The 16660-nt window shown below is 60.0% G+C and carries 14 protein-coding genes and 2 pseudogenes; 13 read left to right on the top strand and 3 right to left on the bottom strand.

The features are described 5' to 3' along the window. Positions 1–111 precede the first annotated feature (111 nt). The 6 genes and pseudogenes from vanS to DLM86_RS33135 all read left to right on the top strand — a co-directional run. Positions 112–1050: pseudogene (gene vanS, locus DLM86_RS30115) on the top strand (vancomycin resistance histidine kinase VanS); the annotation flags it as partial. A 254-nt stretch (positions 1051–1304) separates the two neighbouring features. Continuing rightward, positions 1305–2270 carry a D-isomer specific 2-hydroxyacid dehydrogenase family protein gene (locus DLM86_RS30110; protein WP_110843764.1) on the top strand — a complete coding sequence of 322 codons (966 nt, stop codon included), beginning with the start codon at positions 1305–1307 and terminating at the stop codon, positions 2268–2270. Continuing rightward, on the top strand, positions 2267–3298 hold the full coding sequence (gene vanA, locus DLM86_RS30105; protein WP_110843759.1) for a D-alanine--(R)-lactate ligase: 1032 nt from the start codon (positions 2267–2269) through the stop codon (positions 3296–3298). The genes DLM86_RS30110 and vanA overlap by 4 nt, the downstream gene beginning before the upstream one ends. 4 nt (positions 3299–3302) lie before the next feature. Next, entirely contained in the window at positions 3303–3938 is a 636-nt protein-coding gene (gene vanX / locus DLM86_RS30100) for a D-Ala-D-Ala dipeptidase VanX (RefSeq protein WP_110843758.1), read from the top strand. Positions 3939–4081: 143 nt separating this feature from the next. Continuing rightward, a complete protein-coding gene (locus tag DLM86_RS30095) occupies positions 4082–4765 on the top strand; it encodes a FadR/GntR family transcriptional regulator (RefSeq protein ID WP_110843757.1) in 684 nt (227 codons plus the stop codon). A gap of 23 nt (positions 4766–4788) precedes the next feature. Beyond that, positions 4789–4974, top strand: a complete 186-nt coding sequence (locus DLM86_RS33135; protein WP_342773130.1) for a glycosyltransferase — start codon at positions 4789–4791, stop codon at positions 4972–4974. Between the two features lie 371 nt (positions 4975–5345). Here DLM86_RS33135 and DLM86_RS33270 read toward each other — a convergent pair. Together DLM86_RS33270 and DLM86_RS32275 are read right to left on the bottom strand one after the other, a co-directional pair. Continuing rightward, positions 5346–5645: pseudogene (locus DLM86_RS33270) on the bottom strand (GNAT family N-acetyltransferase); the annotation flags it as partial. A 60-nt stretch (positions 5646–5705) separates the two neighbouring features. After that, positions 5706–5861, bottom strand: coding sequence for a hypothetical protein (locus DLM86_RS32275; protein WP_158289724.1), 156 nt, complete (start codon positions 5859–5861; stop codon positions 5706–5708). Positions 5862–6045: 184 nt separating this feature from the next. On the opposite strand from DLM86_RS32275, the gene DLM86_RS30080 reads away from it, so the two are divergent. Genes DLM86_RS30080 through DLM86_RS30060 form a run of 5 tightly spaced genes read left to right on the top strand, consistent with a single transcriptional unit; the run spans position 6046 to position 14024 of the window. Then, positions 6046–7509, top strand: coding sequence for an SWIM zinc finger family protein (locus DLM86_RS30080; RefSeq protein ID WP_110843755.1), 1464 nt, complete (start codon positions 6046–6048; stop codon positions 7507–7509). A 22-nt stretch (positions 7510–7531) separates the two neighbouring features. Next, on the top strand, positions 7532–9352 hold the full coding sequence (locus tag DLM86_RS30075) for a HEAT repeat domain-containing protein (protein WP_110843754.1): 1821 nt from the start codon (positions 7532–7534) through the stop codon (positions 9350–9352). Then, positions 9328–10419 (top strand): AAA family ATPase, encoded by a 1092-nt coding sequence (locus tag DLM86_RS30070; protein WP_110843753.1) that lies wholly within the window; start codon positions 9328–9330, stop codon positions 10417–10419. The genes DLM86_RS30075 and DLM86_RS30070 overlap by 25 nt, the downstream gene beginning before the upstream one ends. Continuing rightward, positions 10398–12767 (top strand): DUF5682 family protein, encoded by a 2370-nt coding sequence (locus DLM86_RS30065; RefSeq protein WP_110843752.1) that lies wholly within the window; start codon positions 10398–10400, stop codon positions 12765–12767. The genes DLM86_RS30070 and DLM86_RS30065 overlap by 22 nt, the downstream gene beginning before the upstream one ends. Before the next feature lie 3 nt (positions 12768–12770). Beyond that, positions 12771–14024, top strand: coding sequence for a VWA domain-containing protein (locus DLM86_RS30060; RefSeq protein ID WP_110843751.1), 1254 nt, complete (start codon positions 12771–12773; stop codon positions 14022–14024). Between the two features lie 230 nt (positions 14025–14254). Here DLM86_RS30060 and DLM86_RS30055 read toward each other — a convergent pair whose 3' ends face one another. After that, complete coding sequence (locus DLM86_RS30055; protein WP_110843750.1) at positions 14255–14599, bottom strand: ArsR/SmtB family transcription factor; 345 nt, start codon at positions 14597–14599, stop codon at positions 14255–14257. Between the two features lie 327 nt (positions 14600–14926). On the opposite strand from DLM86_RS30055, the gene DLM86_RS30050 reads away from it, so the two are divergent. Together DLM86_RS30050 and DLM86_RS30045 are read left to right on the top strand one after the other, a co-directional pair. Further along, positions 14927–15796: a LysR family transcriptional regulator gene (locus DLM86_RS30050; protein ID WP_110843749.1), complete on the top strand. Its 870-nt coding sequence runs from the start codon at positions 14927–14929 to the stop codon at positions 15794–15796. 142 nt (positions 15797–15938) lie between these two features. Next, positions 15939–16598, top strand: coding sequence for a type 1 glutamine amidotransferase domain-containing protein (locus tag DLM86_RS30045; RefSeq protein ID WP_110843748.1), 660 nt, complete (start codon positions 15939–15941; stop codon positions 16596–16598). Positions 16599–16660: the final 62 nt, after the last annotated feature.

Below are 16660 nucleotides of genomic sequence, written 5' to 3'. Positions count from 1 at the left end.
GGTAGACTTCACCTAAAAGGTGCTCCTCTCTTTGGGTGATGTTGTCCTGGACAAACACCATTCTACCAAAGATTTGGAGCCCTTTTTATGTTTTTAATGCGCAGTACTTTCGAAATTCAGGATTATATGTTTCGCAATAACTTGGATATCATTCTGCTTCTTTTGACGTTGGTTTTTCTGGTCGTTCTTTCTCGATTCTCGATCTCCTGGTTCACCAAGCATTTGGATGAAATCAGCTCCGGCATGGATCGGCTTGTGGAAGATTCGGAGGATAGAATATCCCTCTCCCCGGAGATGGATTTCATGGAAAATCGTCTGAATACCATAAAGGACAAGCTGAAAAGACAGAAAGAGGCGGCTCAGGAAGCGGAGCAACGCAAAAACGATTTGGTCGTTTATTTGGCCCACGACATCAGGACTCCGCTTACATCTGTAATCGGTTACTTGAGTTTATTGGACGAGGCTCCCGATATGCCCATGGAGAAGAGAGCCAAATATACCCGCATTACACTCGACAAAGCCTATCGCTTGGAGAAACAAATCAACGAATTTTTTGAAATCACTCGGTACAACTTGCAGCAAATCAAGCTGGAAAAGGAAATGATCGACCTTTACTACATGCTTGTGCAAATGACGGACGAGTTTTATCCGATCCTATCCGAAAAAGGAAATACCGCCGAACTTCACGCAGACGAAAATTTGACCGTGTACGGCGACCCGGTGAAACTGGCGCGGGTATTCAATAATATTTTGAAAAACGCGGCGGCATACAGCTACCCAAATACGGAAATCGCTATTTCCGCAGAGGAAGCGGAGGGTGATATAAAGATCGTTTTCCAAAATCATGGCCATACCCTTCCACCGGACAAGCTGGCCGCCATTTTCGAAAAGTTTTATCGCTTGGATGAAGCGCGCACTTCCGACACCGGCGGTTCCGGGTTAGGGTTGTCCATCGCAAAAGAAATCGTCACCCTGCATGGTGGAACCATTGTGGCCCAAAGCAAAGATAACACCGTTACCTTTACGGTTTCTTTACCCGCTACACATTAGGAAAACATCAATCCGATGTTAGGATTTTCTTAGGAATTAACTAACTTCATATTAAAATTCGGCCTGCCCGCTTTTGATAACATGGTTTTATCAAAGCAGTCAGGCTTTTATTTTGCAGAAAGGATGTCGATAGGCCAAGAAAACGCGTTACCCGAATTTCCCCGTAGGCGAAAAGTGAAACAGATTATACCTTTTGTGAGATCGGATATCAATTGCCCGATCCATCGAGGTCATAAGACAGGATGGTTGACATTATGGAGAAACCAAGGATCGCGATTTATGGATGTGAAAAAGAAGAAGCCGATTTGTTCAGGAGGTATTCTCCCCATTATGGGATTGAACCGAGGATCATGGAGTCGGCGGTATCGGCGGAAAACGCCGCGCTGGCATCGGGCGCTTGTTGTATAAGCGTAAGCCATAAAACGGAAATCGATTTTTCCACTCTTCGCGCACTCCAAGAAAACGGCGTCGCGTACCTGTCCACAAGAAGCGTAGGCTGCAACCACATTGACCTTCAAGCGGCTGAAAAGCTTGGCATTACGATCGGTCATGTCGCTTATTCGCCGGCCAGCGTAGCCGATTATACGTTGATGCTGATACTCATGACTATCCGAAATGCAAAGTCGGTTTTGCGCAGGGCGGACGTCCATGATTACAAGCTTTGCGCCGTACCGGGACGGGAACTTCGCGACATGACGGTGGGGGTATTGGGGACGGGCCGCATTGGTCAAGCGGTAATCGATCGGCTAATCGGCTTCGGATGCCGCATACTGGCTTACAGCTCGTATCCGCAAGCGAAGGCCGAATATGTTACTCTGGGCGAACTGCTGCGGCAAAGCGATATCCTGACGCTTCATATGCCGCTCAATGCCGATACGTACCATATCCTTGACCGGGATCGGATCAAAAGCATGAAGCACGGGGCCTTCGTTATTAACACCGCACGCGGTTTTCTTATTGACACGGAGGCGCTGATCGGGGCTCTGGAAAACGGGAGGCTGGGGGGCGCCGCATTGGACGTCGTTGAAGGCGAAGAAGGGATATTCTACCACGACTGGACAAACAAGCCGATCCATAATCAACTTCTGCCGCGATTGCAAAAATTGCCGAATGCGATTATTACGCCGCATACCGCTTATTACACCGAACACGCGCTGCAAGATATCGTGGAGAACACGATTCGGAATTGCTTGGAATTCGAAAGGGGCAGAACTAAATGAACAAGCTCAAGCTTGCCGTTTTATTCGGAGGCTGTTCGGAAGAACATGATGTCTCCATAAAATCCGCACAGGAGATCGCGAGAAACCTTGACCCCGAGAAATTTGATCCGCTTTACATCGGGATAACCAAAGACGGTGGATGGAAGCTCTGCGAGTATCCCGATGCGAATTGGGAAAGCGGAACATGCATTCCCGCCATGTTGTCGCCGGACAGAAACGTCCACGGGCTGATTGTGTTGGAGCAGGGAGAATGCAAGATTATCCGCCTGGATGTCGTATTTCCCGTTTTGCACGGAAAAATGGGGGAGGATGGCGCCATGCAGGGACTGTTGGAGCTTTCCGGCATTCCCTATGTAGGCTGCGATATCCAGAGCTCGGTGCTGTGCATGGACAAATCTTTGGCTTACGGGATCGTAAAAAACGCAGGAATCGCTACGCCGGATTTTTTGACATTCAACCAAGGTGACATGCCGGACGAGGAGCAATTGGTTTATCCCGTCTTTGTTAAACCAGCCCGTTCCGGATCGTCTTTTGGTGTCAGCAAAGTATGCAATAGGGACGAATTGCCGGAAGCCATCGAAAGCGCAAGGCAATATGATGCCAAAATTGTGATTGAGCAAACGATTTCCGGCAGCGAGGTAGGCTGCGCAGTGTTGGGAACCGGTAACGACTTGTTTGTCGGCCAAGTGGATCAAGTCCGGTTATCGCATGGCTTCTTCCGAATCCATCAGGAAAAAAATCCGGAGAACGGTTCCGAAAACGCTACGATCAAGGTTCCAGCCGATCTTTCCGATCAGGACAAGAAACGGGTGCAAGAAACAGCGAAGCGGATTTATCGGGCTTTGGGCTGCAGCGGGCTTGCTCGTGTGGATATGTTTCTGCAGGAAGACGGGCAAGTCGTGCTCAATGAAGTCAACACGATGCCCGGCTGTACCTCATACAGCCGTTATCCAAGAATGATGGCCGCCGCCGGCTTAACGCTTGCCGATGTGATTGAACGCGTGGTTGCATTAGCGATGGAGGGATAAGCATATGGAAAAAGGATTTGTGTTCCTTGATGAGGTTCTCCCCGGAATTCGTTGGGATGCCAAGTATGCCACATGGGACAATTTCACCGGAAAACCGGTCGATGGGTATGAAGTCAATCGTATTGTCGGCACCAATGAATTGGCTGCCGCGCTGCATGCGGCACAGGAGCAGGCGGCTGCCCTCGGGTACGGCTTGCTTCTCTGGGACGGTTATCGTCCGCAACGCGCTGTGAATCGCTTTCTGCAATGGTCGGAAGAGCCTGAAGATGGGCGTACCCAATCCAAGCATTATCCTCGTATCGTCCGTTCCGAAATGATTCGGAAGGGTTACGTAGCGGCTCAATCGAGTCATAGCCGGGGCAGCGCAATCGATCTGACTCTTTATCGAGCGGATACCGGCGCTCTTGTTTCGATGGGTGGCGATTTTGATCTGATGGATGTCATCTCTCATCACGGAGCGAAAGGAATCACTGAAGCCGAAACGAAAAACCGCCAGTTATTGCGTTCTATCATGGAGTCCAGCGGATTTAACTCCTATGAGTGCGAATGGTGGCATTACACGTTGAAAAATGAGCCGTATCCCAATACCTATTTTGATTTTCCTATATCGCTGGACAGGGAACAAGTTATCAAACGGTAAGTTGATCCAATTGGCCGCCAGCTGCCGTTTCCCCTCATCTCGGAGCACTTGGCCCCCTCCCGCAGCCTAAATATTATGCAGGTCATCTGATGAATTTTAGTGCTAATGGATCATAAATCGCGACGGAGGGGATTTCCATCCATTTGCAGAGGAAAAATTACGAAATCATTACGGACGAGCTTCGGCGCATTATTGAAGCGGGACTGATCAAACCGGGAGAGAAGCTCGACACAATCGACCAGCTGGCGGCACGGTACCGTGTGGGGCGCTCGACGGTGCGCGAGGCGCTCGGCCATCTGAAGGCGCTCGGTCTGGTCGAATCCCGGCAGGGCGGAGGCACGTACGTCAAGGAGCCCGGGCTCGAGCCGTTGGCCGTGCTGGAATCGCTGCAGAATTCGAACGCCGAGCTGTCGCAGGTGCTCATGGTGCGTAAAATCCTCGAGGTCGGAGCGGCCGAGCTGGCAGCCAAGCACCGGACCGCCGAAGATGTCGAGGAGCTGGGCAAAATCATCGGGCAAATGCGAGATGCCGTCGGCAACGAAGAAATCAGCCGGATTTACGATACAAACTTTCATCTCGCCATCGCCAAAGCGTCCGGTAACGCGATTCTGGAAACGATGATGACGCACATTTCTGCGGCGATGTTCCGCACCATCAAGGACAGCCGCAAGCTGTGGCTCTACAGCGGGAAGGATACGGCCGGCAAGCTGTTTGGGGAGCACATGAAGCTGTTCGCTGCGATTCGCGACGGAGATCCGAGGCTGGCCGCAGCGACGATGGCGAAGCACCTCGACCAGGTCGGGAACGCTTTGCAGTCGGTAAAATAAAAATTTATAGATTATTACGTCGTTTGAAACCCGCCATCGTTTTTTTGAAAGGAGGGTTCGTTTCCGTCCCGGTCGTTCTTGGAAGCCGGATGAACAAGATTCCGGTCATTATCCACGAGTCGGATATGATCGGCTTAACGGGAAAAGATCATGTAAATTTTCCAGTCTCCACGAGATACGGGGGAATGAAATGGAAATTGTCCCGCTAATTTCAGACAAAACGGCTAATCATCGGCAGCCAAGCCAATTTAGGAGGAGAATTTCCATCAATAACTCCGTATCCAGGCCCATCGTCCGAAATAACGGGATGTTTTCCTTCTCTCGATCCGCCGCCTACGGAATCGGTGGATTGGAACGATTTCCCGGAGTGGCTCACCGGGGCGGCGCCTAGCGGAATGGATATCCGGCTATGCGAGAAGGCGGGCAACGCCGATGCGGTTTTCGCTTGGACGGAGCGTTTGTCCGGGTATCGGGATTTACCGGAGGCCGGCGAAGATGGCGGACGCCGCAAGGACCGGGAGCAGAAGCTGCTCGAATGGACGGAATTCGTCAAGGCGGAAGGCGGCAACCGCCGCTGCTGCTATCGATGCTTGCCGATCAGGACAAGCTCGAGGAAGCGTGGACCGTTTTTCGGGAGAGGGGCCATAATCAAGCGAGGTGCCCCGATCCGTTCCAGGAGTGCGGCCGAGCGCGTGTTGTGCGAATTGCACATGCCGACGACTTTATGCGCGTCCAGATGCTCGAACGCGAAACGCAGCAGCAGGCTCGCCGTCTCGGTTCCGTAACCGCGCCCTCCGTATTCGGGCAGGACGGCAAACCCGATTTCCCAGCTTCTCCGATGCTCGACGTAGCGCCAAATTTGCGCCAGACCGATCGGCGTTGCCCCGGCGTCCGCGCAGGCCTCACGACGAAATCGAAGCGGTCCGGCTCCCCGGTTTCCCTAATGTTCTCCAGATAAGCTTCGGACGGCTTCTTCGTCCGACTCGACCCGATCTTCGAAACGCCACAATTGAGCGTCGCATTCGGTGCGGCAAATCCAATCCAAATCTTCGGCGCCGACCGGGGTCAGCAGCACGCGATTCCCCATTATATTCAAAATCGTCACCTCCCGAATTCGAATTATATGGTTGGTTCAAACCGGTTTCCAAGGCGAGTTTGAGTTGATAGGACTGTCCATCGCCCGAAGCATGCCGAAAAAAGGAAAATTCGCCTCCGTTATGGAATAGTTGTAGACGGTAAGGACATTCAACATTCATTCCGATAGCGAGCGAGGGAACCAAGTGACTGCGATAACCGAAGCTTACGTCGATTCGTTGGCGCTGAATGCGGCCGCGGCCAAAAACGGCAGAGATTTGGCGAAGAAGAACAGCTTCCCGGCGTTGCGCCGTTCGGAGGACGGAACCTTGCTGTTCGGGGAATGCAAGGGCAGCGGCAAGGAGCCGTACCGCTGCTCCGTCGATTTCGCGAAGCCGGAAGCGCCGGTGTACCGGTGCAGCTGCCCGAGCCGGCAGTTTCCGTGCAAGCATAATTTGGGCCTGCTGTACGCGTATGCGGCCGGGCAGCCGTTCGAGACGGCCGACGTTCCGGCCGACATCGCCGAGAAGCGGAGCAAGGCGGAGCAGCGGGAGGAGAAAAAGAAGGAGGCGGCCCAAGCGGCCGCAACCGGCGGGGAGGACGGCGCCGCGTCACCGGCGCCGAAACGCCGAACGAACAAAAGCGCGCTCGTCAAAAAGCTGGCCGCCCAGCTCGAGGGCATCGACCTGCTGGATAAGCTCGTGCGGCAGACGGTCCAGGCCGGACTCGCCTCGCTGGACGCGAAGGCGCTCAAGGTGATGGAGGACCAGGCGAAGCAGCTCGGCAACTATTACGTGCCCGGGCTTCAAGCCGCCTTCCGCGAGCTGCTGCTCGCGCTGCGGCAGACGGACGACCGGGAGCGGCTGTATACGGAAGCGATGGACCGGCTGACCGTCCTCCATACGTTGGTCAAGAAGAGCCGGGACTATATCGCGGCCCGGCGGGACGATCCCGACCTGCCGCCGGACACGGAATCGCCGCTCGAGGAGTGGATCGGCCACGCCTGGCAGCTGGCCGAGCTGCGCGAGCACGGGCTCGTCCGGACGGATGCGGAGCTGCTTCAGCTGGCGTTCCGTTCCTATGCGGACGAAGCGCGGGGCGAATATGTGGACGAGGGGTTCTGGGTGCGGCTCGACTCGGGCGAGCTGTATGCGACCCGTCATTACCGGCCGTTTCGGGCGGCGAAATATATCAAGGAGGAGGACTCTTGCTACGCCGTCGTCCGGGCGAAGGAGGTGTTCGTCTATCCGGGAGGGCGGACGCCGAGAATCCGCTTCGAGGAGATGACGATGCGGGAGGCGGCGCCCGCCGACCTCGCCGCCGTCAAAGCGCATGCCGTACGCTCCTTTGCGGAGGCGATCAAATCGGTCAAAAACGAATTGAAGCAGCCGCTGTCCGACAAGCGTCCGATCGCCCTGCTCCGTTACGCGAGGCTCGGAACGGTCGGGGACCGGTACGCGATCGAGGACGGGGAAGGCAAGCGGATCGCGCTCGGCAACATTCGCGCGTTGTCGCATCCGGTCACGCAGCTGCTGCCGCTTCTCGAGAAGAGCGCGGCGGAGGATCAAGCGATGCTCGTCATGTTCGAGCACGATTTGCAGGACGGTCGACTGACCGCGCAGCCGCTCGCGATCGTGACCGATACCGAGTCGATTCGCTTCGTCTACTGACGACAGGAGGGGAAACCAAACGATGAGCATCGCGATTTTGCACGATTTGCACCAAGAGGCGCGCAGACTGTTCATCGCCGGCAGCGGCTTGGCGGCGGGCGACATGCGTCTCGGCAAGCTGCTGCCGCAGCTGGAGCGGCTCGGAGAGAGCGCTCCGGTGTTCAAGCGGGTGGCGGATGCGGTCCGGCAGCTGCACGACGCGGACCGCGAGCAGGCGCCGGTCCAGCTGCTGGAGCTCGGCTCCCTGCTGCATGCGATTCTGTATACGCAAGGCAGCGCGGACGCGGCCGGGACGCTGGAGCCGATCGGCGGCGCGGCCGTCCCGGGCGGGACGACGGACGTTCCGTTCCGCCGGCTGAAGCCGTTCGTCGACGCGCTGACGGAGCGGGGACCCGGGCGGCTGGAGGCGATTCGCCAAGGGTACGAGGAGAAGCTGTACCGGGATATGCGGACGCATGTGGCGGCTGCCATCGCCTTGGAGGACCCGTTCTCGGAGATCGCCGAATTCGTCTCCTCCCATCTGCTGCCGGCGATCGGGGCGCCCGCCCTGCCGATTTTGAAGCGGCAGCTCGATCTGAAGGGTGGGAAAGGCGATGCGCGCAAGCTGCAGACGATTTACCGGCTTGCGGGCGCCGCCGAGCGGGAGCTGTACGTACAGGCGGCCAAAGAAGGGTCGTCCGACGTGCGCCATGCGGCGATCGGTCTCCTGGGCGGCTTTCCGGACGAGGAAGCGTTTCTGCTGGAGCAGTCCCATGACCGCAAAAAGGAAATTCGCCGCGCCGCCTTGGGCGCATTGGCCGAGCTCAGCACGGAGAAAGCCGCCGCACGTCTTCTCGAAGCGCTGGCCGGCAAAGAAAGCGACTTGGCCGTCGAGCCGATCCGCCAAAGCGGGGACGGGCGGCTGGCCGGGCAAGTGCTGCGGTATGCGGACGAGTGCCTCGGGAAGCTCGGGGCGGCGGACACCGAGGAGGCGAGAGAAGATGCCGCGGGCCGGCTGCTAGCGGCCGTGCAGTCGCTGGACGGGAAGCGGCTCGACGGCTGCGAGCGGCTGCTGACCCGGATTTTGACCGACGCGCCGCTGCCGGAGAAGGCGAAGGAGACGGCGGAGCTGCGCGAGCTGTCCGCGGCGATGCTGCTCGGGATGGAGACGCCGTCGGCCTACGCGTTCCTGCACGGGATGCGGCACCGCGGCGGCCACCGGCTCCTCCCCTACAGCTTCGCCGCGGCCGTTCGGACGCTGCCGCCCGGCGACGTCTACGAGGCATACGAGCCGTTCGCGGCGAACAAGCATCGCGCCGAGACGCGGGAGCTGATGCGCGCGATGCGCGCATGGACGGTGCCGGAGGCTCATGCGTCGGAGGAGACGGATGAACCTGAAGACGAGGGCGTGCATACGGATTGGGACGAGCGCTGGGTCGATCGGCTCGTCGAGCTGGACGAAGCGGAGCTCGTCTGCCGGCTGGCCCGGCGCGCCGACCGGAAGACGATTGCGTACTTGACCGGCAAGGTCGCCGCGGCGCCGCAGCTGAACAAGGCCGGGACCGTCTCGGCGCTGCTGGCTCTGTTCCGGCTCGGCTCGGCCGACGCCCCCGAGCTTGCGATGAGCGCGCTGGAGCAGGTTCCGCCTCGGCAGCTGTACTACCTCGACCGCGAGAAGACGCAGCTGCTGTCGATGCTGCCGCGCCCGTACGGGGAGCGGCTTCGCCGATACGCCGAGGGCATTGCCTACGAGAACGTGAAGGACCGGCTGATCGAGCTGGCGGACGCGATCGAATCGAAGACGGACCAAGAGACGGGTAAAGGAGCGGGATGGATCGAATGGCTCAAAACGAAACGGTTCTAAGGCTGCCGGCCGAACGGCAGTACGAGCGGGAGCTTGAAGCGCTCCAGGCGTTCGATACGGACGCGAAGCCGGCGGGGTGGAAGCTGTCGCCGCGTGCGGTGCTGACGTTTATAACCGGCGGGGAAGCGAAAGGGGTGACTATCACCCCGAAATATATCGGCAACCGGAGGCTGGTGGAGATCGCCATCGCCACGCTGCTGACGGACCGCGCGCTGCTCTTGATCGGCGAGCCCGGCACGGCGAAGTCGTGGCTGTCGGAAAATTTGACGGCGGCCATTCACGGCGATTCGTCCAAGGTGATTCAAGGGACGGCCGGGACGAGCGAGGAGCATATCCGCTACTCGTGGAACTACGCGATGCTGCTCGCGAACGGTCCGTCCGACCAGGCGCTGATCAAAAGCCCGATCTACCGGGCGATGGAGAGCGGCGGCATCGCCCGCTTCGAGGAAATCTCGCGATGCGCCTCGGAGGTGCAGGACGCGCTCATCTCGATTTTGTCCGAGAAGACGATCTCGATCCCCGAGCTCGCCCGCGAAGTGTCGGCCGCCCGCGGCTTCTCGATCATCGCCACGGCGAATACGCGGGACCGCGGCGTGAACGAGATGTCCGCGGCGCTCAAGCGCCGGTTCAACATCCTGGTGCTGCCGTCCCCGAACGATTTGGACACGGAGGTGGACATCGTCCGCAAGCGGGTGCGGGAAATCGCGGCGAGCTACGAGCTGAAGGCGGCGCCGCCGGAGGAGGAGGCGATCCGCAAAGTCGTCACCATCTTCCGCGAGCTGCGCAGCGGGACGACGCTGGACGGCAAGGAGAAGGTGAAGACGCCGGGCGGCGTCATCTCGACGGCGGAGGCGATCTCGCTGCTGACGAACAGCATGGCGCTCGCCGCCAGCTTCGGAGGAGGGCAAATCGCCGACGAGGACTTGGCCGCCGGGCTGCAGGGCGCCATCGTGAAGGACGAGGAGAAAGACCGGATCGCGTGGAAGGAATATCTCGAGAACGTCATGAAGAAGCGGGGGTCGGAATGGCGGAGCTTGTACGGCGCATGCCGGGAGCTGAACGGTTGAGCGCGGGGGACGGTCGGGACGTTCGCGTTTTCGGCATCCGGCATTTGTCCCCGACGGGAGCGTACCGGCTTCGCGCTTATTTGGACCGGGTCCGTCCGCAGCTCGTGCTCGTGGAGGGACCGTCCGACGCGACGGAGCTGATCGCGTTGATTACGGCGCGCGGCGTCGTCCCCCCGATCGCCATATTGGCCTATACCGACCGGATTCCGATCCAGACGCTCGTCTTTCCGCTCGCGTCGTATTCGCCCGAATATCAGGCGTTTTTGTGGGCGGCGGAGAACGGAGCGAGGGCGGCCTTCATCGACCTGCCCTCGGACGCCGCGGTCGTCCTGCACGAGCGGGCGAGACGGCCGTCGGCGGAAGCGGAAGCCGGGGCAGAGGCGGAGGCGGAGGCGGACGCAGGGCGCCGCGACTATTACCGACGGCAGCACGGGCTGTACGAGCGGATCGCGGAGCTGGCCGGGGAGCACGATTACGAAAGCTACTGGGAACGGCACTTCGAGCATAACCGCGAGCCGGGCAGCTACCGGGAATCGATCGCCGTCTTCTCGGCGGAGATGCGAAGCTTGCTCGCGGATGAAGAACGGCTCGCCGACCCGCACGAAGCGGCGTACAACGCGATCCGGGAATCGTACATGCGGCGCCGCATCCGTGAAGCGATGGCGGAGGGCTGCGATCCGGACCGGATCGTCGTCGTGACCGGCGCTTACCACGCATCGACGCTGTCGCTCGGCTCGGAACTGCCGGCCATGACGGACCGGGAGCTTCGGGAGCTGCCGAGGGCGTCTACGAAATTGACGCTGATGCCGTATTCGTACTACAAGCTGTCCTCGCATTCGGGCTACGGGGCGGGCAATCCGGCCCCGGCCTACTTCGAGCTGATGTGGCATTGCATGCGAAGCGGGGAAGCCGAGCGTCTGCCGGCGCTCTACTTGTCCGCGGTGGCGGCCTCGATGCGCGAGGAAGGGACGTTCCGCTCGACCGCCTCGGTCATCGAGGCGGTCCGCCTTGCCGAGTCGCTTGCCTCGCTGCGCGGCGGCAGCATGCCGACGTGGAAAGATTTGCGCGACGCGGCCGTCGTCTGTCTCGGATTCGGGGAGCTGTCGGCCGTAGCGGAGGCGCTCACCCGGGCGGACGTCGGGACGGCCATCGGCTCGCTGCCGGAAGGCGTCAGCCAGACGCCGATTCAGGACGATTTCAACCGGCATCTGAAGAAGCTGAAGCTGGAGAAATACAAGTCCGCGGTGGCGCAAGACTTGGAGCTCGATTTGCGGGAAAACCGGCGCGTTCAATCCGAAGAAGCGGCGCTCCTCGATCTGAACCGTTCGACGCTGCTGCACCGGCTGCGGCTGCTCGACATCGGCTTCGCCCGCAAGCAGCCGGTCAAGCAGGACGGGGCGACGTGGGCGGAGCACTGGGTGCTCCAGTGGACGCCCGAGGCGGAAATCCGCATGGTGGAGTCGACGCTCAAGGGGGAGACGATCGAGTGGGCGGCCGCTTTCGTCATCCAGGAGAGGCTCGACGCTTGCCGCGATATCCGCGAAGCGTCGCGCATCGTACGCGAGGCGTGCGAGTGCGGCTTGCCCGAAGCGATGGACGGCGCGCGCGCGACGCTGCAGCGGCTGGCCGTCGACTCCGGCAGCTTCGCCCAGCTGGCGGGAGCCGCGCACGAGCTGTCGGTGCTGCTGCGGTACGGCGACGTCCGGCGGATGGATACCGCCTCGCTCGAGCCGCTGCTGGCGCAGCTGTTCCTGCGCGCCGCCCTGCTGCTCGTCGAAGCGGCCGCCTGCAGCGACGAAGCGTCGGGGGAAATCGTCGGCGCGATGAACGAATTGCACGCGGTGTCGCAGGAGCACTTCGAGCTCGTCGACGACGCCCTTTGGCTGCGGCGGCTGAGCGAGCTGGCCGCGCGGGACGACCGCAACGCGAAGCTGTCCGGGCTTGCGTTCGCCATCCTGCTCGAACGCAACGAGGCGGAGGACGAGCGGATCGCGCAGGAAGTGTCGCGGCGGCTGTCGCCGGGCATTCCGGCCGATATCGGGGCCGGCTGGTTCGAAGGGCTGTCGATGCGCAACCGGTACGCGCTGCTGTCGCGTTCCGTGCTGTGGAAGCAGCTGGACGAGTATATCCGGTCGTTGGACGACGATCAATTTCGGCGGGCGCTCGTCTTCCTGCGCCGGGCGTTCGGATCGTTCGAGGCGCGGGAGAAGACGTCGCTCGCGGAGACGATGGGCGAGCTGTGGGGTCTCGGCGGACTCCAATCCGCCGACCTGCTGCAGCGTCCGCTTAGCGAAGAGGAGAGAGGGAAGCTGGATGAGCTTAACGAATTCGATTTCGGGGATTTGTAGCCGATGACGGGGCAGGCGCAGCCGCCGTCGGAGCGGGAACGGCAGGAGCTGCTCGCGAGATGGCGCCTCATCTTGGGTCGGGCGGCGGAAGAAAAGCTGGGCGGCTATTCGCAAGGGGCGGCGCTCCTGGACGAAGAGCGGAGTTTGATGGACGAGGCGCTTGCGGCGATTTATGACGATACCGGAGCCGGGGCGGGGGGCGCCGGTGCGGGTCCCGGCGGCACCGGGGGAAGTTCGGGCGGAGGACGTTCGGCCGGTCTCGGAGCTTCCTCGCCGAGGCTGGCCAAGTGGCTTGGCGACATCCGCACCTTTTTCCCGTCGGACGTCGTATCCGTCATCCAGGCCGACGCGATCGAGCGCAAAGGGCTGAAGGAGCTGCTGTTCGAGCCGGAGACGCTGTCGCAGGTGAAGCCGGACTTGCGCATGGTGGCGACGCTTCTGTCGTTGAAGGGGAAAATACCGGAGAAGACGAAGGAAACGGCACGGCAGCTCGTCCGCGCCGTCGTCGAGGAGATCAAGAAGCGGCTCGAAAGCGAGATCCGCAGCGCGGTGACCGGGGCGCTGAACCGGCGGCGGCATTCCCCGCTGCCTTCGATCAGCAGCATGGATTGGAAGACGACGATTCGCCGCAACTTGAAGCATTACGATCCGGACAGCGGCAAGCTCCTGCCGGAAAAGTTTTACTTCTTCGACCGGTCGAGGCGGAGCAAGGAGTGGACGGTCATTCTCGATATCGACCAGAGCGGCTCGATGGCCGACTCCGTCATTTACGCGTCCGTCATCGGGTCGATCTTCGCCAGCTTGCCGGCGCTGGACACGCATGTCGTCGTCTTCGACACCGAGGTCGTCGACTTGAGCGAGCAGTGCGCCCACGATCCGGTCGACATGCTGTTCGGCATCCAGCTCGGCGGAGGCACCGACATCAACAAGTCGGTCGAATACTGCGAGCAGTTCGTCGTCGAGCCGAAGAAAACGCTGTTCATCCTTATTTCCGACTTGTACGAGGGGGGCAACCAGGCGGCGCTGCTGCGGCGGATGGAAAGCTTGCGGCAGGCGGGCGTCAAGGTCGTCTGTCTGCTCGCCTTGTCCGACAAAGGCGTCCCTTCCTATGACGAGCAAGTGGCGAAGAAGCTGGCCGGATTCGGCATTCCGTGCTTCGGCTGCACGCCGGACCGGCTGCCCGAGCTGATCGAAGGGGCGCTTGGCGGGAAGGACTTGCAGGCCTTGGCGGCGGACGTCGCGGAACGGCGGGGCTGAGGGGGAAGCGTTTGGCGGCGCTGCTCGAATACGGACGAACGGCAGAAGCGAAGAAGCTTTCGGATCCGAGCTTTCGGAACGGTCCGAAGGCTTCTTGTCGTTGGGGCGTCACGGGACGCCGGCGGACCTTCCGGTGGCGATCGGCCGGCCGCAAAAGAAAAAAACTCCCGTCAGGGGAGCCTTCCCGTCGTGTCCGCCGCGATCCGATGGCGGCCGGAAGCCGCACCGGATTACTTCTCGTCTTCCTGCTTCCTGACCTTCCCTTGCAGTTCGAGCAAATAATCGTCCAACCGGTCGAACCGTTCTTCCCAGAGGCGGCGAAATGACTCGACCCAAGATTCCAGCTCTTGGAGCGGCTGGGGCCGGAGCTTGTAGATGCGCCGATTGGCGCTCGGGTGCACCTCGACGAGCCCGGCTTCGCTAAGTACGCGGAGATGTTTGGATGCCTGCGGCTGCCCGAGCCCGAGACGATCGGCGATTTCCCCTACGGTCAGAGGGCCGTCGCGCAAAAGCTCGACAATGCGCAGGCGGTTGGGCTCGGCAAGTGCGCTCAGCGTTGTCGTCGTTCCGCCCATATCGCAACTCTCCTTTCGTAATTAACTTACCATGCTCGGAATATTCCTGTAAAGGTATATAAATGGCGGAAGGCGGCCTGCGGGTGCGATAGCGTCCTATCCTCATTATTGCCTCCGTTAGGGGAAACCAGCCGCGCGAAACGGAGCGGCTTTAAACCCCGCATCGGAAAAACGTTCTCGAGGCGAGCGGGGCGCCGCGAGCCGAACGGCGGACTTGTCCCCGACACGGGATTGGCATACACTAATAACCGACCCGACCGTTATCGGGAAGGCACATCCTGTGCGATCGCCGGACAAGCGGTCGCTTGCCGCGAGGGGAGTCCGGACATGGCCGATTTCGAATGGTACCGCAGCTTCGTCTCGATCTACAAGCACAACTCCGTCTCGGAGGCCGCCAAGTCGCGCATGATGACGCAGCCGGCCATGAGCCAGCATTTGGCGTCGCTGGAGGCGGAAGTGGGGGAACCGTTGTTTTTGCGAATGTCGAGGAAGCTCGTTCCGACGGAGAGGGGCAAGCAGCTGTACTCGCATGTGGCGCCGCTCATCGAATCGTTGGAGGAGACGACGATGAGTCTCAAGGCGGCTTCCTTGCCCAACCTCAGGATGATCAAGATCGGAGCGGCGCACGAATATTACCAGGAGCGGATCGTCCCGCTGCTGCCGTTGTTTCAGACGTGCACGGTCTCCTACTTCGGAACGGCCGATCAATTGCTCGACCTTTTGAAGGAGGAGAAGGCGGACCTCGTCATCACGTCCAAAAAGTATATGGCGCCCGGGATCGAATACGAGAAGCTGTGCGACGAGCAGTTCGTCGTCGTCGCCCCCGAGTCCGTCCGGGCGCCGGAAACGGACAGCCTCAAGGATCGGGAGCAGTGGCTGTGCGGGCAAACATGGATCAGCTACGGGCTCGATTTGCCGATCATCCGCCGATTTTGGCGGGAGCATTTCAAGAAGCGTCCCCTGATCAAGCCCGTTCACATCCTTCCGAACTTGCACATGATTTTGAAGGCGATCCGAAGCGGCGCCGGAATAAGCTTGCTGCCGACGTACATGCTGGGCGAAACGGCCGGCGGTCCCGCGAACGTGGTGTACGGGGATATGAGCGTGCGCAACGAGCTTTATTTCGCCTACAAGCTCAAGCATAAGCATCTTCCCGAGGTCAAAGCGGCGATGAAGCTCATTCGCAAACATACGTAACGGTCGGCCGGTTCAGCCGGCCGGCTTTTTTTTGTATAAATAAAATTATGAATCGTGCATAATTTCATAATTTGTTTTATAGAACATCCCGGCTTACAATAACGATGTAACCAAAAAATAATAAGCGAGGGGTGCCGACTCGATGACGAAACGCATTTTGATCGTCGTTACGAATCATAGCGAAATTCATGAAGGGAAGCCGACCGGCATATGGCTGTCGGAATTCGCCGAAGCCTATGCGGGTTTTACCGATAAAGGATACGAGGTGACGGTAGCGAGCCCGCTCGGAGGAAAAGCGCCGGTCGATCCCGGCAGCGTCGCGGCGGATACGCCTCCGTCGTTCTTGGACGCGCAGCGGCATTTGGAGCATACCGCGAGGCTGGACGACGTCGACGCCGAGTCGTACGACGCGATCTTCCTGCCGGGCGGACACGGAACGATGTACGATCTTCCGGGCGACAAGAAGCTTCAGGAGCTGTTGAGACAATACTATGAGAAGGGCAAGCTCGTGGCCGCCGTCTGTCACGGCCCGGCCGGGTTGGTCGGCGCCACCTTGTCGGACGGACGGCCGCTCGTCGCGGGCAAACGCGTCAGCGCCTTTACGGACAAGGAGGAGGCGGAGACGACGCTGGATCGGTACGTCCCGTTCCTGCTGGAGAGCAAGCTGCGCCAGCTGGGGGCGATCTTCGTGGCGGCTCCGAACTGGACGTCTCACGTCGAAACGGACGGCAACCTGATAACGGGCCAAAATCCGCAGTCGACCGTCGCCGTAACGGAAGCGGTTATCGAACGACTGGGATAAAACGAAGAGGAAGGCCGGCCCGCCGATGCGGACATCGGCCTTCCCCGTCCCCAAGAGGAGGG

It is taken from the genome of Paenibacillus flagellatus (genome assembly GCF_003217775.1).
GTDB lineage: Bacteria > Bacillota > Bacilli > Paenibacillales > NBRC-103111 > Paenibacillus_AB > Paenibacillus_AB flagellatus.
This window is presented reverse-complemented; position numbering and strand designations above follow the sequence as displayed.

What these genes read in the sequence shown, in the direction of transcription:
- DLM86_RS30110 (WP_110843764.1), top strand. Translation starts at nt 1,305, where the DNA reads ATGGAGAAACCAAGGATCGCGATTTATGGATGTGAAAAAGAAGAAGCC.
- vanX (WP_110843758.1), top strand. Translation starts at nt 3,303, where the DNA reads ATGGAAAAAGGATTTGTGTTCCTTGATGAGGTTCTCCCCGGAATTCGT.
- DLM86_RS30045 (WP_110843748.1), top strand. Translation starts at nt 15,939, where the DNA reads ATGACGAAACGCATTTTGATCGTCGTTACGAATCATAGCGAAATTCAT.
- DLM86_RS30075 (WP_110843754.1), top strand. Translation starts at nt 7,532, where the DNA reads ATGAGCATCGCGATTTTGCACGATTTGCACCAAGAGGCGCGCAGACTG.
- DLM86_RS30050 (WP_110843749.1), top strand. Translation starts at nt 14,927, where the DNA reads ATGGCCGATTTCGAATGGTACCGCAGCTTCGTCTCGATCTACAAGCAC.
- DLM86_RS30055 (WP_110843750.1), bottom strand. Translation starts at nt 14,599, where the DNA reads ATGGGCGGAACGACGACAACGCTGAGCGCACTTGCCGAGCCCAACCGC.
- DLM86_RS30070 (WP_110843753.1), top strand. Translation starts at nt 9,328, where the DNA reads ATGGCTCAAAACGAAACGGTTCTAAGGCTGCCGGCCGAACGGCAGTAC.
- vanA (WP_110843759.1), top strand. Translation starts at nt 2,267, where the DNA reads ATGAACAAGCTCAAGCTTGCCGTTTTATTCGGAGGCTGTTCGGAAGAA.
- DLM86_RS30065 (WP_110843752.1), top strand. Translation starts at nt 10,398, where the DNA reads ATGCCGGGAGCTGAACGGTTGAGCGCGGGGGACGGTCGGGACGTTCGC.
- DLM86_RS30060 (WP_110843751.1), top strand. Translation starts at nt 12,771, where the DNA reads ATGACGGGGCAGGCGCAGCCGCCGTCGGAGCGGGAACGGCAGGAGCTG.